Below are 23,911 nucleotides of genomic sequence, written 5' to 3' on the forward strand. Positions count from 1 at the left end.
ACAACATGGAGAAGCAAGGGAAGCGCAACTGGTATGTAATCGACGGCTATCTCCCCTATAAAGGCAAAGTGATGGACGAACCTTTCGAAGGCCATGAAGCCATTATGATTCTGAACTGTCACGACGAAGACGCCGATATCGCCATGGATATTTATTACGAGGATCGCGAGCCCGATCTGAACATCCCGCTCACTGTAGCGGCGCGGCGGGTCAAATGCTTCCGCATGGACCGTCCGGAGGATATCGGAGGCATCGCGCTGGAGCGGCAGTGCCAATATTCCTTGCGTTTCCGCAGCAATATCGAAGTCGTGCTGCAATACGGTCGCATGGATATTGCCCAGCCCAATCTGGCGTATATCGGATTAATGGGTTACGGCGAATGAACAAAAAAGCCAAAACCAAACGGGAATTGCCCCTGCATTTTATGCTGCTGCCGGGCGCGCTGCTGCTGATCGTGTACAGTTATATCCCGATGACGGGCGTCGTCATCGCATTCCAGAAATTCGTGCCGATTAACGGGTTGTTCGGCTCCAAGTGGATCGGGCTGGACAATTTCCGCTACGTGCTGCAGATGCCGGACATCTGGCAAGTGCTGTGGAACACCGTTTTTATTGCCAGCATGAAAATAATCGTGGGCCAAATCGTGCCCATTGCCATTGCTTTGTTGTTAAACGAAATGAGGAACGCCCTGATCAAGCGCGGGGTACAGACGTTGATTTATTTGCCCCATTTCCTGTCATGGGTCATTTTGGGGGCTATTCTCGTCGATATTTTGTCGCCTTCCCAAGGGATCGTCAATCAGGTGCTGGGAGCTATCGGGCTGGAACCGGTCTATTTTCTGGGCAGCAACAGCTGGTTTCCCGGCGTGCTGATTGCTTCCGAGGTGTGGAAGGAGTTCGGCTTCAGCACCATCGTCTACCTGGCGGCCATCACCGGCATCAATCCGGCTTTGTACGAAGCGGCGATCGTCGACGGGGCCAGCCATACGCGGCAAGTGTGGCATATTACGCTGCCGGGGATGGTCCCCATCATCATCCTGCTGGCGACATTAAGTCTCGGCAATGTGCTTAACGCGGGTTTCGATCAGGTGTTTAACCTGTACAGCCCAAGCGTCTACCAAAGCGGCGATATTCTCGATACGTTGATTTATCGCATCGGCCTGGTGGATGCCCAGTTCGGCGTGGCGACCGCAATCGGTTTTTTCAAATCCTGCGTATCGCTTGTGCTGATTTCGATTTCGTATTATTTGGCTTACCGGCTAGCTAACTACCGCATTTTCTGAGGAAGGGGAAAAGGTTATGCATGTTCAATCTCTGGGCAGAAAGATATTCGTTTTTTGCAATTATACGTTTCTTATTCTACTGTCGCTGTTATGCCTGTTTCCCCTGATTCAGGTATTGGCCATTTCGTTCAGTTCCAGCCCGGCGGCATCCGCCGGACTGGTCAAATTCTGGCCGGTGGACTTCACGATGGCCTCCTACAAGTACATTCTTGGGAAACGGGAGTTCATCCAATCCTTCGGCATTACCATGCAACGCATCGCCATCGGCTATACGATCAACATGTTGATCTCGTTATTATGCGCTTACCCGCTGGCCAAGGAACGTCACGATTTTCGCCTGCGCACGGTATACGCCTGGTTTTTTATTTTCACCATCCTGTTCAGCGGCGGCCTCATTCCGGTTTATCTGATCGTCTCGAATACCGGACTGCTGGATTCGATCTGGGCGCTCGTGCTGCCGGGAGCCGTGCCGGTATTCAATGTCATCCTGCTTCTTAATTTTTTCCGGGGTTTGCCGAGGGAGATCGAGGAGTCGGCGTTTATGGACGGGGCGGGCCATTGGACGGTGCTGTGGCGGATGTTTGTCCCCATGTCGATGCCGGTACTCGCGACCATCACCTTGTTTACGCTGGTGGGGCACTGGAACTCTTGGTTTGACGGGTTGATCTATATGAATTTCCCGGATCGTTACCCGCTGTCCACCTATTTGCAATTAATGGTCATCAACAGCAATCCCATGAAGATGGACCCCACCAATTTAAGCGGCATTATCCAAATATCCGAACGCACGACCCGTGCGGCCCAGATCTTTTTGGGCGCGTTGCCGATCTTGCTCGTGTACCCGTTTTTGCAACGTTTTTTCGTCAAGGGAATTGTACTCGGCAGCGTCAAAGGATAAGGATGAGCCAGCGGAGGAGAGCTATGAAAACGCAGCCTTACGAGAGATGGATCTGGATCGAGCTGATCGGATTCGACCATGGGGCGCCCGACTTCGGGGTGGCCGATTATTTGGAGAACGCGGGATTCGTACCCGAAGCCGTATCGCTATTGCTGTTTACCCCCGATTTCCTGCACGGTCATGGGGGCATGGAGCGGGAGTGGGAGCTGCCAATCGAGGCATGCTCTTATGCCGCCAGACCTTACGGCAAGGAGCGCAATCGCCAGCCGTGGAGCAATTGGCAGCTGCGCGGCTTGGTAGAGCAGCTGCGGAGCCATGGCATTGCCGTCTATTGCAGCTTCTTTAACCTGTTCCTGTACCGGGACAACGGCAAGCAAGCGGCGAGCCGATGGTGCTCGGCCCACCCGGAGCTGTATGAAATGCGCGGCTCGGGCGAGGCTTTCCCGGTCATAAATCCGCTCAAACGGCTCCAGGACGGAACGTTATACGAAGATTTGTTTGTCGCCGATCTGGCGCGCGTCATTGCCGATTTCGGCTTTGACGGCCTGCATGGGGGGGATGGCTATACGAGCCCGCGACTCAGTCTGGCTGATGCCGATTATTCTGACGATATGGTGGGGCAATTCCTCGCCGAAAGCGGCGTGGCGCTTGAGCCAGAGCTCGAGCTGAACTGCGATGGCGATGCGGCCGCGATGCAGCGGCGCGCGGATTGGATTTGGAAGCGGCAGCGAATGGCATGGATCGGGTTTTATGCCCGCCGCTGGGCCGGGTTCTGGCGCAAGACGATGGCGGAGCTGCGGCGGATGGGCAAAACCGGCTACCTGAATACGGCTTGGACGCGCGAGCCGTTCGAGGCTTTGTATCGCTACGGAGTCGATTACAGGCTGCTGGTGGAAGCCGGGATAGACGGCTTTATCGTGGAATCCGGAGCTGCGGGACTGTCGGCCGGCGCGGATGGCATCGAATATGAGCCAAGCACGGAGTTTATGGCTACCTTGCTCGCGCTGAAGGCGTATGTTCCCGATACGAAGCTGATTTGCCTTAACGGCATTCAAGATACGACGGAGCAATGGGACGTGCTTAGCCATGCCCCGACCTTGATCGAACGGGATATTTATACGTTGGCCAACGTCTATCTGCATGAGCCGGGCGAGCTGCGCCGCTGCGCTGACGGCTTCCTGGCCTGCCTGGGCGATGGCATCGAAGCGCGCAACTGGGCCTGGATCAACGGACGTTGGCAATCTGCTTTCGCCGGCGAGCCGCGGCAGGTTGCGGGAGCCACCTTTGTTTGGAGCGATGCGGCCTTGTATCCGTCATTGGCGCAATATTCGGACAATAGGCAATGGCCGGCGCACAAGTTTTTGCAAAGCCTGATTGAGCAAGGAGCGTCGATGGGCGCCATTGCGCGAGCCGAACAACTGGAGGGGATCACGGGAAATATCTGCATGGCCGATTTGCATCTGTGGCCCGATGAACAGCTTGATCAGGCATTGTCTTATACGGCGGGCGGGGCTTTGCTCATTGCCAAGCTGGATGATCGGATGCAGTCGGCCTTGAGCCGGCATGGCATGGAAATGGAGGGCAGTCGGAACGAGTGGTGCGCGATTGTCAGGGAAGCCGGGGGACGCATCGTCAAAGCAATTTCCGGCGGACTGGCCGCGGAGTTGGCCGACGATGAGACGGATGACAAGCTGAGCTGGATCCAGCCTTTGGCTTATGCGCCGCTTCCCGCTGATTTCGTCGGCGATTGCGTACAAGCGCTGAACGAATTAGCTTGCGCGCCCAGGGTAACCCGATCTGCGGAGATGTCACCGCTGGCGGCATTCCTGATGGACAACGGGCATTACCGTCTGTTCATCCGCAATTTGAATGCCAAATATCGGGCGGTGCAAGTCGAGGCGGCGCAGCCGATCGGCAAGCTCGAGGTTGTCACCGATTTTCCCGGCGTGCCGCTGTTTCCCGAAGGCAACCGGTTTACGACGCAGGTGCCGGGCAGGGGAATTACGGTCGTCGATCTGTTTACCAATCCATAACGAGGTGAAGAAATGAACGCTCATGAAAATCGCAATGGCGCGGTGACTAAGGGCAAGAGGTGGGACGTGGACGGCCAGTTTCCAATTGGCGTCTTCCACATCCCGGGGCCTGCGGATACGTCCCATGCCGCCTATGCAGCCATACGCGAGCTGAATGCCAATTTGGTCGTCGCGACCAATGAAATAACGACGCCGGCCCGTACCGATTGGGCGCTGGAGCAGGCGGAGGCCAACGGGCTGAAAATGCTCGTGACCGACACCGGCATCCGATGGGTGCAATGCGAATGGATCGCGCAGGATGCCGATGACGGCTCCGCCCTGTTCGTGCGGAAGGGCGAGCCGATTGGGCAGACCTTTACGACGCCGGCGGTGGAAGGGCTCAAGCTCGCCTTCGTATCCTTCAAGCTGGGCGAGCCGCCGGAAGATGAATCGCTGACGCTGCGTCTCACGGTTTACGATAGCCCAGGCAAGAATGAATTGGTTGCCGCATCCAGTTGGCATGCGGCGGCAGGTACCCGCTACCCGGAATTCGTATTTGCCAACTTCCCGCAGTCGCGGGAAGCCGACCGTTTTGCGCTGGCGCCCGAAACGGCTTATTACATGGAGCTGTCGACGGAGAGCGATAAGCCGATCGGTCCGCTGCTGACCAGCCGGGAGGATGCTTATAGCGGAGGCGCGGCCTACAGGGGATGCGATGAATTGGGATGCGATCTCTATTTCCAACTGACGTTGGCCACTCCGCGAGGGGGCTCGATTTCGGCGTTTGCGCCGGATAGCCGTCCGTCCGATGAGTTCGTGCGCACCTTCGTGCGTCATTACAAGGACAATCCGGCCCTTCTGGGATACAACCTGATCGACGAGCCGTTCGGCGAAATCTACTCCAGCATGCATGGAACGACGCAAGCCATTAAGGCGCTGGATCCGGATCGGCTGGTGTATGTCAATCATTATGCGCTTAACGATGAGGGGGAACATTATTTCTCGCTCGAGGGCACGCCGCCGATGCGTTACGAAGCCTACGTGACGGACTGGCTGGATACGAACCCGGATTTAATGTCCTACGACTACTACCCCTTCCTGACGAGCGGCTTGGACGAGAAGGTGCATTATCAGACGTTGGAATTTCTGCGCGAGCAGTGCGCGGCTTATGGCAAGGACCTGTGGGTATATATCCAATCGGTCGCGTACGATACCTTCCATATCGCCAAGCCGACCGAACATGAAATGCGGTTCCATGTCTACTCATCGCTTGCTTACGGGGCCAAAGGCTATATTTATTTTACGTACGAAACGCCGCATACCAATGGCGAAACCGGTTTTCATAACGGCCTCCTGCTGCCGGACGGCACGCGCAACGATACGTTTCAATACGCGGCCGCGATCAATCGCGAGGTGCAGAAGCTTGGACCTGCCTTGTTGAACCTGACGCTGGACCATGTCTATCATACCGGAGGCTTGCCCCCGGCCACGCGGGAGCTCATGCCGCAATCCGGCATCGAGCTGGCGGAGGGAGGAGACCATTCGGAGCAGTCGCCGCCATTGATTATCTCGCTCTTTACGGCGGAGAACGGCGACAAATTCGTTATGATCGTAAGCAAACAACTGCTAGAGGTGCAGGATGCCCGCTTGCGCTTCCTCGCCAAGCCCGAATTCATTCACGAATGGAGAAACGAGGACGGCAAAAAGTGGCATCAACAAGAGGAGGTGGGAGTACTGTCGGAAGCCGACTACGACAAAGAGACGGGGGTGCTGAGTGTTAGTCTTCGCCCAGGCGAAGGAAAGCTCTATCGCATTGAAGGTTAGTCCATTCCAATCGAAGAGGTGAAGCTTGTTATGAGACGCATTCGCTTGCCCATCATTGCCGCATTAGCCTTTGTATTGACCTTATTCTCCGGCTTGACGGCCGGAGCCAGCTCGAACCCGACGCCAACCGTCGACGGCGAATTCCCGATCGGCATTTTCCACAATCCGCCGCCCAGTGATACCACAGATAGCGCATATGGGGATATTCGGGCGATGAATGCCAATTTCATCGTGTCCACCAATCTGATGACGACGCCCGCGACTACGGATTGGGCGCTGAAGATGGCCCAAAACAACGATTTGAAAATTTTGGTGACGGACACCGGCATCCGCTGGTACCAATCGGAGTGGATCTCCCAAAACGACGATACGGATGCAAGTCTGTATCTGCGCAATGATCGGGCGCTCGGCCAGACGTTTACGACCCCGGACGCTACCGGGATGGCGGTCTGGAAGCTTAGCTTCAAGAAAGCGGGTGCTTGGCCGGCAGGGAAGTCCGTTACGGTCGACATTTACGATAGCCCTGCCAAAACAACGCATATCGCGACATCCACGCTGTCCGGTCCCGTGGTGACGGACTTCCCGGAATTTACGATTAACGGGGCCGTCGTGGCGGCCGAGACGGACTATTATTTTGAGCTGACGACGGATTCTGTCACGGACTTGGGCCCGTTCCTCGCCAGTACGGGAGAACAGTACGGTGATGGCGATCTCTATGTGAACGGCGTGGCGGCCGGCAACGATCTCTATTTTCAGATGACGCTTCCGAAAGACGGGGGAGGCAATTGGTCCGCTTTTTCGCCGACGGGCCGTTCATCGGATGATTTCTTCACCACTTATGTCAATCATTATAAAGACCATCCCGCCTTGCTCGGCTATAATCTGGTGGATGAACCGTTCGGCGACCAGTTCCCGCATCTGCAATCCGCCACGGAGCTGATTCGCACGCTCGACCCGGATCATATGGTATACACCAATCTGTATGGATTATGTCCGACTTGCATGCACTATTACAGCGGCACGGACGATCCGCTGCGCGGCAGCTACCAGGATTACGTCAACGGCTGGCTGGATACCAATCCCGATATCATCTCGTTCGACCATTATCCGTTCTATAGCACCGGCTTCGATGAGGCTTGGTACTTGCAGTTGGAATATTATCGCGAGCGATCCTTGCTGTACGATACCGACTTATGGGTGTATATCCAGGCGATGCAATACGACTATTACAATATGATCGAGCCGTCGGAAGAGCAGATGCGCTTCCAGATTTATTCTTCCTTGGCCTATGGGGCCAAAGGTTATGTCTACTTTACTTACTATACGCCGGACGGCATGGACAACGGATTGATTTTGCCGGACGGTACAAAAAACGATACGTATTATTATGCCCAGGATGTTAACGCGGAAGTGTTGAATCTGGGTTCTACCTTGCTTGGCCTTACCTCCAAGGAGGTTTACCAAACCGGCGGAACGCCCCCATACACGACGGCATTGCCAAGCGGTTTTTTCTGGCAGCCGACAACCGGCGCACCGGAAATGCCGATGATCGTTTCGCTGCTGGAGGATGAGGACGGACGTGAGTACGTGATGATCGTCAACAAGGATATGGAGGATGCCCATGCAGCTTCCTTTACGTTATCCGGCACACCAACGGCCGTAACCGAAATTTCCAAGACAACCGGCCTTGAAGTCGGAACTTCCTATAATACGACGACGGGCGTGTTGACGGCCAGCTTTGAACCTGGCGAAGGCAGACTGTATGCGCTGCCCGCGCCGCCTGCTCCAAGCGCGGCTCCTGCATGGGAGGAAGGCAGCGAGCTGGCGGCCAGCCAGGCTACCACGTCAAGCATTAGGCTGACTTGGCCGGCCGCTGCTGCCGGCGGCGAAGCGGCAGGGTATCGAATTTATGCCAACGGTGGCTTGCAAGGGAGCGTCGCGGGCGATGTGCTGACGTATACGGTGAGCGGCCTCGCATCGGGAACATCCTATGGGTTCAAGGTGGTCGCCGTCGACGCCAACGATGAAGAGCATGGACTGCTGGAGCGGACTGCATCGACGATATATGCGTCGAATGGATACGTGCCGCCGGCAGATCCGCCTGCATCAGGCGGCGAGACCGAAGAGGACAACGGTGGCGACAACGGCCAAATCAAAGAAGACAACGATGATGACAACAGCGAAAGCGAGCGGGCGCCGTTGTTCGACGATATTGCAGAGGGCCATCCCGCATGGGAGGCGATAGCGGAAGCCTTGGAACGCGGCATCGTCACCGGTTATGCGGACAAAACCTTTAAGCCGCAAGCGCCCGTCACCCGGGCGGCATTCGTAACGATGCTTGTCCGTGCGCTGGAGCTGCCGGCTGCAGGCCAAGCGCCGCCGTTCCGCGATGTCGCTGCCGGCGTATGGCACGCCAGGGCGGTAGGGGCGGCATACGAGGCCGGCCTTATAAACGGAGTAGACGGCGAGCGGTTCGCCCCCGATCGGACGATCAGCAGAGAACAGATGGCGACTTTGCTTGTCCGTGCTTATGCGTACTTGGCAGGGGCGGATGCTCCGCCACTTGTGCCGGATGAGTCCGTCGCCTATCAGGACGAAGCGGCTGTCGCGGACTGGGCACGGGCGTCCGTCAATCAAGTCGTGGGAGGCGGTATTATGGAGCTGAGCCAAGGCGACTTGTTCCAGCCTCGGACCGCCGCCACTCGCGTGGAGGCCGTGGAGGCCATTCTGAAGCTGCTTGGTATAGCGCGGGAGTCATAAAGAGGATGAAGATATAACCGCATGTACAGGGCGAGAAAAGCTGAGCGCGGGATTTCCTTGCTCGGCTTTTTTCGTTGAATAGGAAGTAGGCGAACGAGCAATTGTAGGCGTTAAAAACGTCGATTGACCGGAAAGTAACTCTGATTAGCTTCCATAAGCGCTAGTAACGCTTATGGCTCTAAAAGGTAGGCGAACGAGCAGCTGTAGGCGTTAAAAACGCCGATGGACTGGAAAGTAATTCTGATTAGCGTCCATAAGCATTAATAACGCTTATGGCCCCAAAAAGTAGGCGAACGAGCAGTTGTAGGCGTTAAAAACGCCCATGGACCGGAAAGTAACTCCGATTAGCGTCCATAGACGTTAGTAACGCTTATGGCCCCAAAAAGTAGACGAACGAGCAGCTGTAGGCGTTAAAAACGCCGATGGACCGTAAAGTACCTCTGATCAGTGTCCATAAGCGTTAGTAACGCTTATGGCTCCAAAAAGTAGGCGAACGAGCAGCTGTAGGCGTTAAAAACGCCGATGGACCGTAAAGTAACTCTGATTATTGTCCATAGGCGTTAGCAACGCTTATGGCTCCAAAAAGTAGGCGAACGAGCAGTTGTAGGCGTTAAAAACGTCGATGGACCGGAAAGTAACTCTGATTAGCGTCCATAAGCGCTAGTAACGCTTATGGCTCTAAAAGGTAGGCGAACGAGCAGTTGTAGGCGTTAAAAACGCCCATGGACCGGAAAGTAACTCCGATTAGCGTCCATAGGCGAAAATAGCTTCTGTGAAGCCGAAAAGTACAAGATTTGCAACCACTATGCTGGCAAAGTCAGTGAAACGCAAACGTATGGTGGAGAAAAGAAAAGGAAGAAAGGGAGCGAGTTGGGCGGTAGATCGCATATGAGTTTGCTAATACCCCGTCAGGTGATTTTGTTCGTTTTTATACGCTTACACTTTAAACCGCACAGTGCTGTACTTTCCCTGCAAAAACGTTCCATCCTTACTGTATATAGTAGGAATGCAACATGCTGTTCTGCCAAAGGACGTCGACGGATTTTTTACCTAGAGACGGGTGCTTGTTGAAAGCGATCTGAGGTAGCTGCATGGAATGACTGCAGCCTGCTTATCTCGCAGGATAAGCAGGCTGCAGGCTAAACCCAACTTTCTAAGTGCTTCCAGTAACTATAGATGTCCGCTGAGATGTCTATCGGTTAATAAAAGCCGCCGCCGCAAGCTCCGCCACATCCGCCGCCGCAACCGCATCCTCCACCGAAGCCGCCGCCGAAACCACCGCCGAAACCGCCTCCCCAGCCGAAGCCGAACGGAACGATGAACAACGCCGCGATGAACGCGAGCGCGATGGCCGCGCCGAAGAAGAAAAACGATACATGCGCTTTTGTTTTGGCTCGTTTGGCATGACGTTTTTTGAGACGATTGTAGGTCGGCCCTTTACCCTTGTCGATAGAGGAGAAGTAGAGTCGGCCATTTTTGTACGCTTTGATCGTTCCGCGAATCATAGAGCCGTCCTTCAGTCTTGCTTGAACCACTCTGCCGATATACGGGCGCAAAGCCGCTTCATTTAGTGCAATTCGTTGCATTTGGTACACCTCTCTTTCCGTTAAGCATCTAATATTCTATTCCGAACTCGTCTTAATAGATTGTATGAATAGCGGGGTAGGGGCTTAATACGGCTTATGTCACGGGGGGCTCAGCAGCGCCGCCTTGTGGAGTTTAAGTCGGCGCGATCGATCCAAACCGTCGGCAGCACCGCTTTTACGGTGATTAGATCGGCGCGGCCGATCTAAAACGTCGGCAGCGCCGCTTTTATGGAGTTTAAGTCGGCGCGGCCGATCTAAAACGCCAGCAGCACCGCTTTTACGGAGTTTAGGTCGGCGCGATCGATCTAAAACGTCGGCAGCGCGACTTTTATGGAGTTTAAGTCGGCGCGGCCGATCTAAAACGTCGGCAGCACCGCATGTGTGGAGCTTAGGTCGGCGAGGCCGATCTAAAACGCCAGCGGCGCGACTTTTATGGAGTTTAGATCGGCGCTATCGATCTAAAACGCCAGCAGCGCCGCCTGTATGGAGTTTAAGTCGGCACGACCGATCTAAACCGTCTTCAGCACCGCTTTAACGGTGATTAGATCGGCGCGACCGATCTAAAACGCCAGCGGCGTCGCATTTATGGAGTTTAAGTCGGCGCTATCGATCTAAAACGCCAGCAGCGCCGCCTGTATGGAGTTTAAGTCGGCACGACCGATCTAAACCGTCGTCAGCACTGCTTTTATGGAAGTTATGTCGGCGCAGCAGACGTAAAATCCCATGGCGAGCGTTGATATCTGCATTTGAATGGTGCGAGTCCAGGGCACGTACCGTGAACAACAAATATCATGTTGCCGGCGTCGCAAACATAAGTATGGATAAACAGATAGATTGGAGTATAGATAGCTTGTACGTCACAAGTGCTGGACCACTAGACAGACTACGATCCGAAACGGCACAAATGCCGGATCACTAGGCAGCCTATGATCCGAAGCGTCACATGAACGAGCGGGGACCATAAGTTGCGCAGCAATCGCCAAGGCGAGAGGGGATGGGAGCATGGCTTCGACAACCGTTATCGTCAGCGGAGCAAGGACGCCCTTTGGCAAGCTCGGCGGTGTGTTCAAGGAAATCACGGCCGTTCAACTGGGGGGTGAAGCCATCAGAGAGGCTGTATGCCGTGCGGGACTGCGGCCGGATCAGGTAGAGCACGTCATCATGGGCATGGCTTTACAGGGAGGGGCTGGACAAAATCCCGCGAGACAAGCGGCGAGATATGCAGAATTGCCATGGAGCACACCTGCCGAGACGATTAATAAGGTTTGCGCGTCAGGGCTTCGGGCGATTACGATGGCGGACGGAATGATTCGAGCGGGAGATGCCGACATAGTCGTTGCAGGCGGTATGGAAAGCATGAGCCAGGCGGCGCATGCCATACCCGGGATGCGCTGGGGCAGTCGGCTTGGCAATGCGACGATCGTCGACTTGATGCTTCACGACGGGCTGCAATGCCCGTTCGATAAAGTGCATATGGCTGTGCACGGCAGCAAGGTGGCACGGGAATATAACATAACTCGGCAGGAACAGGACGAGTGGGCGCTCCTCAGTCATCAGAGAGCGATACGTGCTATGCAGGACGGTAAGCTGCGCGAAGAAATTGTGGCCATTCGTACGCCAGGCAAGCATGGGGCGGAGAACGTTATCGAAAGCGACGAAGCTCCTCGAGCCGATACGAGTGCGGAAGCGCTATCGCGCTTGGCGCCCGTTTTTGCTGCTGACGGCACGATCACGGCGGGAAATGCGCCAGGGGTGAACGACGGCGCAGCCGCGCTGCTGCTGATGTCGCAAGATAAGGCGAATGAGCTTGGCTTTAAGCCAATAGCCCGCATTGTAGGTCACGCCGCGTCGGCGCTGGAGGCGCCTTACATTGCGACGGCCCCGGCTGCTGCCATCAGTAAGCTGCTCGACCGAAGCGGCCATTCTGTCCAGAACATTGATTTGTTCGAGATAAACGAGGCATTTGCGGCTGTCACTCTAACAAGCGCGCGTATGCTGGGATGCGTTCCATCCAAGGTGAATGTAAACGGAGGAGCGGTTGCGCTCGGACATCCCGTCGGAGCAAGCGGGGCGCGCATCGCATTGACGCTCGTGATGGAGCTTCGCCGTAGGGGCGGCGGTCTGGGAGTTGCGGCCATATGCAGCGGAACCGCGCAGGGGGATGCGGTTTTGCTCGAGGTCATGTAGCTCGTTTATGGCCCTGTTGTCTGCCGGGAGTGGAGCGATCGTAGAGTTGCGGCCGTTGCATGATCAGGATAGAGCCGACTCGACTTCAATAAGGAAGTCTGCCGGTCGGCTCTGACGCACGCGAGACCAATGCAGGAAGGAATGCGTGAAGCATTAAGTCCAAGTACGATATCCGAATGAACAATCGTAACCGGACGTTGATGGTTGTTTATGTACGATATCCGAATGAACAATCGTAACCGGACGTTGATGGTTGTTTATGTACGATATCCGAAAGAACAATCGTAACCGGACGCTGATGGTTGTTCATGTACGATAACCGAACCGCGGAAAGGAGGCCATCCATGAGCAATCGTATCCGGACGCTGATGGTTGTCGGCGCGGGGCAGATGGGAGGCGGCATTGCCCAGTCGGCGGCGGAGGCGGGGCTGACGGTGCTTCTGCATGATGTGTCGCCGGAACGCGCGGAGCACGGGCTGGAGTCCTTGCGACGCCAAGCGGCGCGAGATGTCGCCAAGGGACGGAAGAGCGAGGCCGAAACGTCGGAGATGCTGGGGCGGATTATGATTGCCGACGATATTGAAGCGGCGGCACGCGCGGAGCTAGTCATCGAAGCTATCGTCGAGAGTTTGCCGGCCAAGCTTGAATTGTTTCGCAGCCTCGACGATCGTTGTCCGGCGGCGACCATCCTGGCGAGCAATACGTCGGCGCTGCCGATTACCGAGATGGCAGCCGCTACGGGGCGGGCTGATCGGGTCGTGGGCATTCATTTTATGAACCCGGTGCCCGTCATGCCGCTTGTGGAGCTTATTCGCGGCCTTGCTACCTCGGATGCAACTTTCCGGGAGGCCCATCATTTCGTGCAGAGGTTAGGCAAGACGGCGGTCGAAGCGGGAGACAGCCCGGGCTTCGTTTCCAACCGCGTGCTGATGCCGATGATTAACGAAGCGATCTGCTGCGTGCATGAGGGCGTAGCTTCGCCGGAGGCGGTGGATGCCATCATGAAGCTGGGCATGCGGCATCCCATGGGACCGCTGGCGCTGGCAGACCTGATCGGTCTCGATACATGTCTGGCCATCATGGAGGTGCTTCTTCAGGGCTTCGGCGATTCCAAGTACCGCCCTTGCCCATTGTTGCGCAAGTACGTGCAGGCCGGTTGGCTGGGCAAGAAGACGGGGCGGGGTTTCTATTTGTACGACACATGATGTTGTCTGCGACAAAGCGGTTACAACGTATATCCCAATCAGCACGATTATACAGCGGGGGAAGTGGATGCCATGATGCCGCCACTGACAAGCGAGCAGGAAGCGATGCGCGAAATGATACGGGATTTCGCGAGGAGAGAGGTAACGCCGTGCGTCGCCGATATGGAAGAAAGGGATGCCTTCCCTGAGGCTCTGATTGCCGCAATGGGAGGGCTGGGGCTCATGGGCATCGCCGTTCCGGAGAAGTATGGGGGCGTCGGGGCGGATTACGTTTCGAACGTGATCGCCATCCATGAAATATCGAAGGCAAGCGCCGCTGTTGGCGTTATTCTGTCCGTGCACAGCTCGGTCGGTACTTGCCCGATTCTATACGACGGAAACGAAAACCAGCGAAGCCGGTTCATCCCGCGGCTTGCCTCGGGCGAGGCGCTTGGAGCCTTTGCTCTGACGGAGCCGAGCGCTGGCTCGGATTCCGCAAGCATGCGGATGAAGGCGGAGAAACGCGGCGACCGCTACATTTTAAACGGCATGAAATCGTTTATTACGAACGGAGGTTACGCGGACACTTACATTACGTTCGCGGTAACGGACCCGGGCAAAGGGATGAAGGGCATATCCGCATTCATTGTAGAGCGCGGCACGAAGGGACTGACGGTCGGAAAACGCGAAAAAAAGCTGGGTCTTCACGGATCCAGCACGACCGAGCTTGTGTTCGACAATGCGGAGGTGCCCGCAGACTGCTTGCTTGGCAAAGAGGGAGAGGGCTTGCGAATCGCGCTTTCGCATCTGGATGCCGGCCGAATCGGCATCGCGGCGCAGGCGCTTGGCATCGCGGAGGCCGCCCTGGACTGCTCGATGCAATACGCGGGCAGCCGCCATCAATTCGGCAAGCCGATATCGGGCCATCAGGCGATCGCCTTTAAGCTTGCCGACATGGCGACCGCCATCGAAGCGGGGCGGCTGCTTGTCTATCAGGCGGCAGCGCTGCGCGCTCGCGGACTGCCTTGCGGCAAGGAGGCGGCGATGGCGAAGCGCTTCTGCTCCGACGCGGCTTTGTCGTGCGCGACGGAGGCGGTGCAGATTTTCGGCGGGTACGGCTATATGCGCGAATATCCCGCGGAGAGGCTGTTCCGGGATGCGAAGGTGACGCAAATTTACGAGGGGACGAACGAGATCCAGCGGTTGGTTATTTTTAAACATATGGTCAAGGAAGGGCGATAGGAGGCGGCAGACGGGATGACGAAGCCAGAGGGAATGCAAGCGGACGGCAGCGAAACCAGGCGGCCCATTCGGTTCGTAACCGCCTCGGCCTTGTTCGACGGCCACGATGCGTCCATCAATCTGATCAGAAGGCTGCTTCAAGCGGCGGGAGCGGAGGTCATCCATCTCGGACACAACCGCTCGGCGGAGGAGATCGTATCGGCAGCGATACAAGAGGATGCGGCGGCGATCGCGGTCAGCTCTTACCAGGGCGGGCATGTGGAGTTTTTGCGCTACATGGCGGATTTGCTTCGGGAGCGGGAAGCCACGCATATTCGGATTTTTGCAGGGGGAGGGGGCGCCATTACGCCGGAGGAAGCCGAGCAGTCGGCAAAGTACGGCGTATCCAAAATATTTACGCCGGAAGATGGCCGGACGCTAGGGCTGGAAGGGATGATCGCGTGGATGCTCCGCGAATCGGACTACGAGATGGCGATCGATCCGGCGAGGGAGCTGGAGCGTCTGCAGGAGCGCGAACCCTCCGCGCTCGCACGCCTCATCACGGCAGCCGAGGCGGATGGGTCGGCAGCTTGGCTTGCCGGCATTCGGGAGCAGCTCCCCCTCGGCGTACCGGTAATCGGCATAACAGGTACGGGCGGCGCGGGCAAAAGCTCCGTGACCGACGAACTCGTCAGGCGGTTTCTGCGAGAGAAGGCGGCAGGGACGATCGCCGTCATCTCCGTCGACCCGACAAGGCAGAAGACAGGTGGCGCGCTGCTCGGCGACCGTATTCGAATGAACGCGATAGGCGGCGGCCGCACGTACATGAGGAGCATGGCGACCCGCGGCTCGGGCAAGGAGCTGAGCGCGGCAACATCGGATGCCGTCGTGCTTGCGAAGCATGCGGGCTTCGACTGGATCATCGTGGAGACGAGCGGCATCGGTCAAGGGGACTCGGCAATAACGAGGCTCTGCGATATTGCGGTGTACGTTATGACAAGCGAATACGGAGCCCCCTCCCAGCTGGAGAAAATCGACATGCTCGATTACGCCGACATGATCGTCGTTAACAAATTCGACCGTGCCGGCTCCGAGGATGCGCTGCGCGACGTCCGCAAGCAATACCGTCGCAGCCGCGGCATGGGTACGGACATTGCCGACGAAGAGCTGCCGGTGTACGGCACGATCGCAAGCAGGTTTGGCGACTTGGCGACCGATGCGTTGTTCCGCGACATTGCGGAAGCGGCGGAACGTTATGTCCGTAACGCTTTGAAGCCGGCGTCGCGATCGCCGCTGATTCCAGAACCTCGGTCGCCGGCCGACGATGCCCGGGTCGCTCCTAAATGGTCGAAGGTGTCGCTTCCCGGATTCATCATTCCGCGGGAGCGGAGCGGATACCTGGGCGAGATCGTCGAGACGTTGCGGGAACGTCGAACATTTGTAGAGGAGCAGGCCGAGCTGGCGAGGCGGATCGGCAAGCTGCGAGGCGCGCGGATGCTGGTGAAAGCGAATGGCGGAAGTTTTATATTGCACGAGGCAGCGTTCGAGCAGCCGGAGCAAGGTACAAGATCTCAGGCGCGGGACTCCTCGCAAGCGCCGCCCATAGCTGCTCAGTTGCCAGATGCGGCGATATCGCGACCGGCGGCGGAGCAAGGAGGAGCCATGCCGCCGTTGGCTGCGCAGTCACCCGATACGGTTGAGTCGCAACCGGCGGAGCACGAAGCGTATGGATCGCCTGTCGGGCAGTCGAACCTGGCTCAAGACGACACCAGGCAAATCGCTGTGCTTCTGGAAGCGATGGCGGCCGAGCTGGAGCTTAAGCTTCATCCCTCCTGCAAGAAGCTGCTGGACGAGTGGCCGGCCGTGCGGGAGGCTTACGGTGTTGGAGCAACGCTTCTAACAGCGGGATCAACGCCTGCTGCTGCCAAAAAGTCCCCGAATGCGGGGCCAGCTGCTTCTAAGCCCTTATCAGCGGAAACTGAAGCTGCAAAAAAGCCCTTGGATACGGGACCAGCAACCGCTAATCCCTCATCGCCCGAACCAACTGCTGCTCAGCCCTCTCAGTCGAGACTGCACTGGACTACGCTCTCCGGCCTGACGCTGCCTCGCATCGCATTGCCAAGGTATTCCTGTCCGGGCGATCTGCTGCGTTGGCTGCTGACGGAGAATGTGCCCGGCAAGCCGCCCTACACGGCTGGCGTATTCCCGATCAAGCGAAGCGACGAGGAGCCGAAGCGGCAATTCGCGGGCGAAGGAACGCCGGAACGAACGAACAGGCGATTCCATTATTTGAGCAGGCATGATAACGCGAAGCGGTTGTCCGTGGCATTCGACAGCGTCACCTTGTACGGGCATGATCCCGGCAAACGTCCCGATATTTATGGCAAAATCGGCAACAGCGGCGTCAATGTCCCGACGCTCGACGACATGGAACGGCTCTTCCGGGGCTTTGATCTGTGTCATCCCGCCACGAGCGTCTCCATGACGATTAACGGTCCCGCGCCGATCTTGCTTGCGATGTATATGAATGCGGCGATCCGACAACAGCTTGCGAAGTTCGCGGCTCAACATGGCCGAAAGCCAAACGCCGCAGAGGAGGAGGCTATACGGACGCGGACCCTGCAAACAGTTCGAGGCACGGTGCAGGCCGATATTTTAAAGGAGGATCAGGGACAAAACACCTGCATCTTCTCGACCGGGTTCGCGCTGAAAATGATGGGCGATATTCAGCAATATTTTATTGACCACGGCGTGCGCCATTATTATTCGGTAAGCATCAGCGGCTACCATATCGCGGAGGCCGGAGCCAATCCGATCTCCCAGCTGGCGTTTACGCTGGCTAACGGCTTTACGTACGTCGAATATTATCGGAGCCGGGGGATGGCCGTCGACGACTTCGCGCCGAATCTTTCCTTCTTCTTCAGCAACGGGCTTGATCCCGAATACGCGGTGCTGGGCCGCGTCGCCAGACGGATCTGGTCCACGGTCATCAGGGATAAGTATGGAGGCAATGAACGGAGCCAGAAGCTGAAATACCACATTCAGACCTCGGGTCGTTCGCTGCATGCCCAAGAGATGGATTTTAACGATATTCGGACGACGCTGCAGGCGCTGCTTGCCATCTACGACAACTGCAATTCCCTTCATACCAACGCTTATGACGAGGCGATTACAACGCCTACGGAGCATTCCGTTCGCAGAGCGATGGCGATTCAGCTCATCATCAACAAGGAGTTCGGGCTCGCGAGAAACGATAATCCATTGCAGGGCTCCTTCCTGATCGAAGAACTGACCGACCTGGTAGAGGAGGCGGTGCTCGTGGAGCTTGGGCGGATTCATCACCGGGGAGGCGTGCTCGGGGCGATGGATACCGGCTACCAGAGGGGCCGGATTCAGGAGGAGTCCATGTTGTACGAGAGCCTCAAGCATTCCGGAGAGCTGCCGATCGTCGGGGTCAATACCTTCCTTAATACGAATCCCGCAGCAGCGCTGGCGTCGGATCCGGAGCTGGCTCGTTCGACGACGGAGGAGAAGGAGACGCAGCTCGCGAATCTCCGGACTTTCCGGGAGAAACATGAAGCGGCTGCCGAGGAAGCTCTGGAGCGTCTAAAGCAAGCGGCGCTGGGCGGCGGGAACGTGTTCGAGGAGCTGATGGAGACGGTTCAGGTCGCGACGCTGGGTCAAATAACGACCGCCTTGTTCGAGGTTGGCGGACAATACAGGAGAAACATGTAGTTGGAACGCTGGATCGCCGGAACGCCGGAACGCCAGAACGCCAGATGGCCGGAAATCTAAATCGCAGGAACGATGGATTGCGAGGGTAGTTGACCAAGACGGGAACGCGAAAATACGGGAGCGTGAAACCATTATGACGGATGATCGTTATGTGCCTGGTCTTGAGAATGTGATCGCAAGCGAAACGAACATCTCCTACCTGGATGTAGAAGCGGAACAAATTGTGCTGCGGGGTTATGATCTTATCGAGCTTGCGCGGAGCGTCTCCTATGTGGAGGTGGCCGGCTTGCTGCTGAACGGCAGACTGCCCGATGGCAAAGGAAGAGATTTGCTGGAGGAGCAATTGTCGGCGGCTAGCGCTATTCCTGACGCGATCTACGATATGCTGGCTCATGTTCCCGCAGGGACGCACCGGATGGACGCGTTGCGTACAGCCATATCCGCGCTGGCAGGCTTCGACGGCGAGCTGGAGGATCATTCCGCCGAGGCGAACGGCCGCAAGGCCATCCGGCTGCTGGCCAAGGTACCGGACTTGGTGGCGAACGGCCATCGCATTCTGTCCGGGCAGCCCGTCATAGAGACGCGCGGCGATCTCAGCTTTGCCGGCAACTTCTTGTTTATGCTGACCGCCAAGGTGCCGGAGCCGCTGGAAGAGAGAATTTTCGATCAGTCGCTCATCGCCTACAGCGAGCATGAGCTGCCGAACTCGACCTTTGCGGCAAGGGTCATCGCCTCCACGATGTCCGACATGTACGGCGCGGTGGCAGGAGCGGTGTCGTCGCTCAAAGGTTATTTGCACGGCGGAGCGAATGAGGCGGTCATGGCCATGCTGGGCGAGGCGGCGACACCCGGGGAGCTGGAGAGCGTCATGCTCGGCAAGCTGGCGCGCAAAGAGCGGATTATGGGCTTCGGCCATCGGGTCTATATGCGGAAGCCGGATCCCAGAGCGCTGCTGATGAAGCAAGCGCTCGCGAAGCTTGCCGAGGCCAAGGGACGGCAGGACTTGTACGAAATGTGCGACGCCGGAGAAGCGGTCATGAAGCGGGAGAAAGGGCTCTATCCCAATCTGGATTATTACGCCGCGCCGGTCTATGCGCTGCTTGGCATACCCGTCCCGTTGTTTACGCCAGTCTTTCTAGCCGCCCGTACGGCGGGACTGTGCGCGCATGTTAGCGAGCAGCATGCCGGCAACCGGCTTTTTCGGCCTCGCGTGAGCTACACGGGCCCAAGGGGGCTGCGGCTTTCATAAGCAGTGCCGATGCCTTCTTGGTCCGAGCTGAGGCATCCTTGATCCGGACTGAGGCCTGTGCCGATACCTCCTTGAGCTGGACCGCCTCGAACCTTTGTGCAAGGATCGTGGGTGTTGCAGTCAGTTATGAATGGGATAAAGGGAAAAACGCCATCTAATCTCGCTGCTATACCGGTTTTTGCGGCTTTAAGTGGAAAACTGCCCTCTAATTTCAATCCAATGGGCGTCTGCCCTCCATTCTACTTGGATTAGAGGGAGAATTTCCCTCAATTACGCCGAAAAAACGAAAGGAAATCCAACTAAAGGGAGTTTTTCCTCTTATTCAAAATATAGGAAAGTCATAAGTTTTCTCCAAACTTGCCCTACAATTCTCGGAATAAAACGCGCTGCGCCGCCAAAGGACGGCGACAGCCGTTTCACCTTATCCACGCTGAAGTACGCGTATGACTAGGCATAGTCCGCGAGTCGCAAACGTCGGTTACCCGCACATCTAACTTAGTCACTGCCCGCTCATTTAGTCACCGCACACCAATCAGCCTTAGTCACCGTCAACTCATTTAGTCAGCGCACACCCATCTGCCCTAATCACCGCCCGCTCATCTGCCTTAGTCACCGAATGCTCATTTAGTAAACACCCGCACATCTGCCTTAGTCAACGTACGCTTATCAGCGACTTCAGGCTAGAGGCCGGTTCATTTTGCCTGCTCCAATCTTGCAGAAGCGAAGGGAGGATCCATGCATGGTACGAGATTCATTGCTGACCGAGCTGGCGGCATATGCGGCCCAATACAGGGTTGAAAGCGAAGAGGCGTTGCGGATCGCCCAATATATGCTTATGGATTCCATCGGCACGGCGGTGCTAGCGCTGCGGTTTCCGGAATGCGCGAAGCATATCGCGCCAATTGTCCCTGGAGCCGTATTGCCCGGCGGTGCTCGCGTGCCCGGCACGCAGCTCGAGCTGGAGCCCGTGCATGCCGCGTTCAACATCGGCACCATGATTCGCTGGCTCGATTATAACGATACTTGGCTGGCCGCAGAATGGGGCCATCCGTCGGATAATCTCGGCAGCATTCTTGCCGTCGCCGATTATGTCAGCCGGAAAAGGCTGGCCGAGGGCGGAGAATCGTTGACGATGAGGGATGTGCTCGAAGCTGCCGTAAAAGCCCACGAAATCCAGGGCATTTTGGCGCTTAACCATTCTTTTAACGGCGTGGGGCTCGACCATGTGCTGCTTGTGCGCATTGCTTCTACGGCGATGGCGACGGCGCTGCTCGGCGGTACTGTTAAGGAGATCGAGGCTGCGTTATCGAACGCCTGGCTTGACGGCGGCGCGCTCCGGACCTATCGCCATGCGCCGAACACGGGCTCGCGCAAAAGCTGGGCGGCGGGGGATGCGGCTAGCAGAGCGGTGCGTCACGCGCTTATGGCGATAAACGGGGAGATGGGGTATGATACGCCGCTCACGGCCGCGAAGTGGGGGTTTCAAGATGTGTTGTTCCAAGGCCGGGAGCTTGCTCTTGCCCGTCCGCTTGGCGCCTATGTCATGGAGAACGTCCTCTTTAAAATATCGTTCCCGGCCGAATTCCACGCCCAGACCGCCGTAGAGTGCGCGTTCGCCCTGCATGACATCGTGGTCAACCGTTTGGAAGATATCGCTGAAATTACTTTGACGACACATGAGTCGGCCATTCGGATCATCGACAAAAAAGGGCCGCTCGCCAATCCCGCGGACAGGGACCATTGTTTGCAATATATGGCCGCGGTGGCGCTTATTTACGGTTCGCTTACTGCGGAGCATTACGAAGACGAGGCGGCGGCCGATCCCCGAATCGATTCGCTTCGCGCGAAAATGACCGTCGTACACGATCCGCAATTCAGCCGCGACTACCTGGATCCGGATAAACGTTCCATTGCGAACGCCATACAGGTGCGGTTTACAGACGGAACCGAGACGGAGAAGGTCGTCTGCGAATATCCCATCGGACACCGAAGACGGCGCGAAGAGGGACTGCCGAAGGTGATCGAGAAATGCGAAGCCAATCTGTTGACCCGGTTCCCGAGAGTTCGCACTGCCGAGATTTTGCGCTCCGGCTTTGATTTTCTGAACTTGTCCGGCATGCCCGTAACGCGATTTATGGGAATGTTGGTTATCTAAAAAGATTTGCGGACGTTTGCAGTCGGAGCAGATAGAGAGGAAGGGAGAATGGGGCGATGTCATGGCTAGTGGAAGAAGAGCCGAGTCAATATGAGCTGTCTCAGAAGTTTCGCGCGCTTGTCGCAAGCGGACCGATCGTTCAAATACCGGGTACGCATGACGGCATGTCGGCCAAGGTGGCGAAAGCTTGCGGATTTCAAGCTTTGTATTTGTCCGGAGCGGCTTATACGGCGAGCCGGGGGCTGCCTGATCTGGGGCTTATCTATAGCAACGAAGTGGCGGAGCGGACGCGGGAGCTGGTTCGGGCATCGGGGCTGCCTGTGCTTGTCGACATCGACACCGGTTACGGTGGCGTATTAAACGTAGCCCGCGCGGCCAAAGAGCTGGTGGAGGCCAAGGCGGCGGCCGTCCAGCTTGAGGATCAAGACATGCCGAAAAAGTGCGGTCATCTCAACGGCAAGCGGCTTGTGACGGCGGAGGAGATGGCGCAAAAAATCCGGATGATCAAGGATGTGAGCCCGAGCTTGTACGTAGTCGCGCGGACGGATGCGAGGGACGGGGAAGGGCTGGAGGCGGCGATATCGAGGGCAAAAAAATATGCGGCCGCCGGCGCGGACGCGATTTTTCCCGAGGCGTTGGAGGGGGAGGCGGAATTTCGGACATTTAGCGAAGCCGTCCGTATTCCTCTGCTCGCCAATATGACGGAGTTCGGCCGAACGCCTTATTATACCGCCGATCAATTCGCGGACTGGGGCTTCCGAATGGTCATCTATCCCGTCACCTCGCTGCGCGCCGCGGCCAAGGCGTACGAGCGGGTTTTCACGGAGATTGCCCGCAGCGGCACGCAAGTCGCATCGCTGCCGGATCTGCAGACGCGCAAGGAGCTGTACGAGACGATCCGTTACTCGGATTACGAGGCGCTCGACGGCCGAATCGCGCGGACGGTGCTTCCGGAAAAATAGGGTGGGGAATTATTTCGCCGGACGATCGTCAGAAGCTATGTTTCTTACGGTAATCGGACGGATTGATTTTACACTTGCTCTTGAACATTCGGCTGAAATAAAAGGCGTTTTGGTACCCGCATTGCTCGGCGATATGTTCGAGCGTATCATCGGTTTCGACGAGCAGCGACCGCGCCTTCTGAAGCCTGATGGAAGTCAGATATTCAACTGGGGATTGGCCGTACGCTTGCCGGAAACGTCTGGTCAACTGAGAGGCTCCGATGCCCAGCTCGTTCGATAACTGGCCAAGATTCCAGCCATATTCCGGAGCATGCCGCTCCAAATAAGCCAGAACCCTGCCCATGACAGGGTCCTGCTTCGTTTTGCGGGCTCTGTCCGCGGAGGATGCCTGCTCCAGCGACAGGACGGCGAGCAGGTCGCCGACGAAGTGGCGAATGTAGGCCGTTCCTTCGCCTTCTCCCGATTGCGCGCACGCGATGCGCAAATAACGATAGGTAGACTCCAGTCGCTGCAAATCCCGAATCGCAAGCTTGCCAGACGGCCACTCTTGTTCGGAGGCGAATTCGATAAAGAGAAAGGAGAGGGGCTCCATTACACGGCGTTTCAGCCGCATGCCGGGCGGACAGAGGACAAGCTCGCCGTAGGCGGCCTCATCGAAGCCGGTTTCCTCCCGGTCGTCCATCGCGAAGGCGAACCGTCCAGACAACGCGGCAAGCATCACCCAGTCCTCATATTGATCCTCCTCCAGCTTAAATTCCGCGCGGACTCCGCTTACGTAGCTTCTTTTGATTTCCAACGACTGCAAGTCGCTTTCCCCTTTCACTTGATATTTGCAAAAAAGTATATGAAATAGAAT

Annotated in this window: 15 protein-coding genes; 13 read left to right on the forward strand and 2 right to left on the reverse strand. The window is 56.9% G+C overall.

The genetic code is table 11. The features are described 5' to 3' along the window. Window positions 1-5 precede the first annotated feature (5 nt). The 6 genes from H7F31_RS11530 to H7F31_RS11555 are packed head-to-tail and all read left to right on the forward strand — an operon-like array spanning window position 6 to window position 8,776. Window positions 6-383: a sensory rhodopsin transducer gene (locus tag H7F31_RS11530; RefSeq protein ID WP_087566260.1), complete on the forward strand. Its 378-nt coding sequence runs from the start codon at window positions 6-8 to the stop codon at window positions 381-383. Further along, complete coding sequence (locus H7F31_RS11535) at window positions 380-1,282, forward strand: ABC transporter permease (protein ID WP_187104301.1); 903 nt, start codon at window positions 380-382, stop codon at window positions 1,280-1,282. The genes H7F31_RS11530 and H7F31_RS11535 overlap by 4 nt, the downstream gene beginning before the upstream one ends. Before the next feature lie 16 nt (window positions 1,283-1,298). Beyond that, entirely contained in the window at window positions 1,299-2,180 is an 882-nt protein-coding gene (locus tag H7F31_RS11540) for a carbohydrate ABC transporter permease (protein WP_187104302.1), read from the forward strand. A gap of 23 nt (window positions 2,181-2,203) precedes the next feature. Then, window positions 2,204-4,213 (forward strand): ATP-binding protein, encoded by a 2,010-nt coding sequence (locus H7F31_RS11545; protein ID WP_187104303.1) that lies wholly within the window; start codon window positions 2,204-2,206, stop codon window positions 4,211-4,213. 12 nt (window positions 4,214-4,225) lie between these two features. Beyond that, window positions 4,226-6,016: a beta-galactosidase gene (locus H7F31_RS11550; RefSeq protein WP_187104304.1), complete on the forward strand. Its 1,791-nt coding sequence runs from the start codon at window positions 4,226-4,228 to the stop codon at window positions 6,014-6,016. A 30-nt stretch (window positions 6,017-6,046) separates the two neighbouring features. Continuing rightward, window positions 6,047-8,776: an S-layer homology domain-containing protein gene (locus H7F31_RS11555; RefSeq protein ID WP_187104305.1), complete on the forward strand. Its 2,730-nt coding sequence runs from the start codon at window positions 6,047-6,049 to the stop codon at window positions 8,774-8,776. Window positions 8,777-9,975: 1,199 nt separating this feature from the next. Here the strand turns inward: H7F31_RS11555 and H7F31_RS11560 are convergent. Beyond that, the gene (locus H7F31_RS11560) at window positions 9,976-10,362 is read right to left on the reverse strand and encodes a hypothetical protein (protein ID WP_187104306.1); all 387 of its coding nucleotides are present in this window, start codon (window positions 10,360-10,362) and stop codon (window positions 9,976-9,978) included. Window positions 10,363-11,364: 1,002 nt separating this feature from the next. Here H7F31_RS11560 and H7F31_RS11565 point away from each other — a divergent pair. The 7 genes from H7F31_RS11565 (at window position 11,365) to prpB (ending at window position 23,055) form a co-directional block, all read left to right on the forward strand. After that, window positions 11,365-12,549, forward strand: a complete 1,185-nt coding sequence (locus tag H7F31_RS11565; RefSeq protein ID WP_187104307.1) for an acetyl-CoA C-acetyltransferase — start codon at window positions 11,365-11,367, stop codon at window positions 12,547-12,549. Window positions 12,550-12,893: 344 nt separating this feature from the next. Further along, window positions 12,894-13,754 (forward strand): 3-hydroxyacyl-CoA dehydrogenase family protein, encoded by an 861-nt coding sequence (locus H7F31_RS11570; RefSeq protein ID WP_187104308.1) that lies wholly within the window; start codon window positions 12,894-12,896, stop codon window positions 13,752-13,754. Between the two features lie 72 nt (window positions 13,755-13,826). Then, complete coding sequence (locus tag H7F31_RS11575; RefSeq protein ID WP_187104309.1) at window positions 13,827-14,975, forward strand: acyl-CoA dehydrogenase; 1,149 nt, start codon at window positions 13,827-13,829, stop codon at window positions 14,973-14,975. Between the two features lie 15 nt (window positions 14,976-14,990). Then, window positions 14,991-18,689: a methylmalonyl-CoA mutase family protein gene (locus H7F31_RS34165; RefSeq protein ID WP_261800386.1), complete on the forward strand. Its 3,699-nt coding sequence runs from the start codon at window positions 14,991-14,993 to the stop codon at window positions 18,687-18,689. A 133-nt stretch (window positions 18,690-18,822) separates the two neighbouring features. After that, window positions 18,823-19,938 (forward strand): citrate synthase, encoded by a 1,116-nt coding sequence (gene mmgD, locus H7F31_RS11590; protein ID WP_187104310.1) that lies wholly within the window; start codon window positions 18,823-18,825, stop codon window positions 19,936-19,938. Between the two features lie 739 nt (window positions 19,939-20,677). Beyond that, window positions 20,678-22,093, forward strand: a complete 1,416-nt coding sequence (locus tag H7F31_RS11595) for a bifunctional 2-methylcitrate dehydratase/aconitate hydratase (RefSeq protein ID WP_187104311.1) — start codon at window positions 20,678-20,680, stop codon at window positions 22,091-22,093. Between the two features lie 56 nt (window positions 22,094-22,149). Further along, window positions 22,150-23,055, forward strand: coding sequence for a methylisocitrate lyase (gene prpB / locus H7F31_RS11600; RefSeq protein ID WP_187104312.1), 906 nt, complete (start codon window positions 22,150-22,152; stop codon window positions 23,053-23,055). Window positions 23,056-23,083: 28 nt separating this feature from the next. On the opposite strand, the gene H7F31_RS11605 is transcribed toward prpB, so the two are convergent. Next, window positions 23,084-23,860: a helix-turn-helix domain-containing protein gene (locus H7F31_RS11605; RefSeq protein ID WP_187104313.1), complete on the reverse strand. Its 777-nt coding sequence runs from the start codon at window positions 23,858-23,860 to the stop codon at window positions 23,084-23,086. Between the last annotated feature and the right edge of the window lie 51 nt (window positions 23,861-23,911).

Source organism: Paenibacillus sp. PAMC21692 (assembly GCF_014303795.1).
GTDB lineage: Bacteria > Bacillota > Bacilli > Paenibacillales > Paenibacillaceae > Pristimantibacillus > Pristimantibacillus agaridevorans.

Coding starts and splice junctions, on each gene's coding strand:
- H7F31_RS11565 (WP_187104307.1), top strand. CDS start 11,365: ATGGCTTCGACAACCGTTATCGTCAGCGGAGCAAGGACGCCCTTTGGC.
- H7F31_RS11555 (WP_187104305.1), top strand. CDS start 6,047: ATGAGACGCATTCGCTTGCCCATCATTGCCGCATTAGCCTTTGTATTG.
- H7F31_RS11570 (WP_187104308.1), top strand. CDS start 12,894: ATGAGCAATCGTATCCGGACGCTGATGGTTGTCGGCGCGGGGCAGATG.
- H7F31_RS11540 (WP_187104302.1), top strand. CDS start 1,299: ATGCATGTTCAATCTCTGGGCAGAAAGATATTCGTTTTTTGCAATTAT.
- mmgD (WP_187104310.1), top strand. CDS start 18,823: ATGACGGATGATCGTTATGTGCCTGGTCTTGAGAATGTGATCGCAAGC.
- H7F31_RS11560 (WP_187104306.1), bottom strand. CDS start 10,362: ATGCAACGAATTGCACTAAATGAAGCGGCTTTGCGCCCGTATATCGGC.
- H7F31_RS11550 (WP_187104304.1), top strand. CDS start 4,226: ATGAACGCTCATGAAAATCGCAATGGCGCGGTGACTAAGGGCAAGAGG.
- H7F31_RS11595 (WP_187104311.1), top strand. CDS start 20,678: ATGGTACGAGATTCATTGCTGACCGAGCTGGCGGCATATGCGGCCCAA.
- H7F31_RS34165 (WP_261800386.1), top strand. CDS start 14,991: ATGACGAAGCCAGAGGGAATGCAAGCGGACGGCAGCGAAACCAGGCGG.
- H7F31_RS11575 (WP_187104309.1), top strand. CDS start 13,827: ATGATGCCGCCACTGACAAGCGAGCAGGAAGCGATGCGCGAAATGATA.
- H7F31_RS11535 (WP_187104301.1), top strand. CDS start 380: ATGAACAAAAAAGCCAAAACCAAACGGGAATTGCCCCTGCATTTTATG.
- H7F31_RS11545 (WP_187104303.1), top strand. CDS start 2,204: ATGAAAACGCAGCCTTACGAGAGATGGATCTGGATCGAGCTGATCGGA.
- prpB (WP_187104312.1), top strand. CDS start 22,150: ATGTCATGGCTAGTGGAAGAAGAGCCGAGTCAATATGAGCTGTCTCAG.
- H7F31_RS11530 (WP_087566260.1), top strand. CDS start 6: ATGGAGAAGCAAGGGAAGCGCAACTGGTATGTAATCGACGGCTATCTC.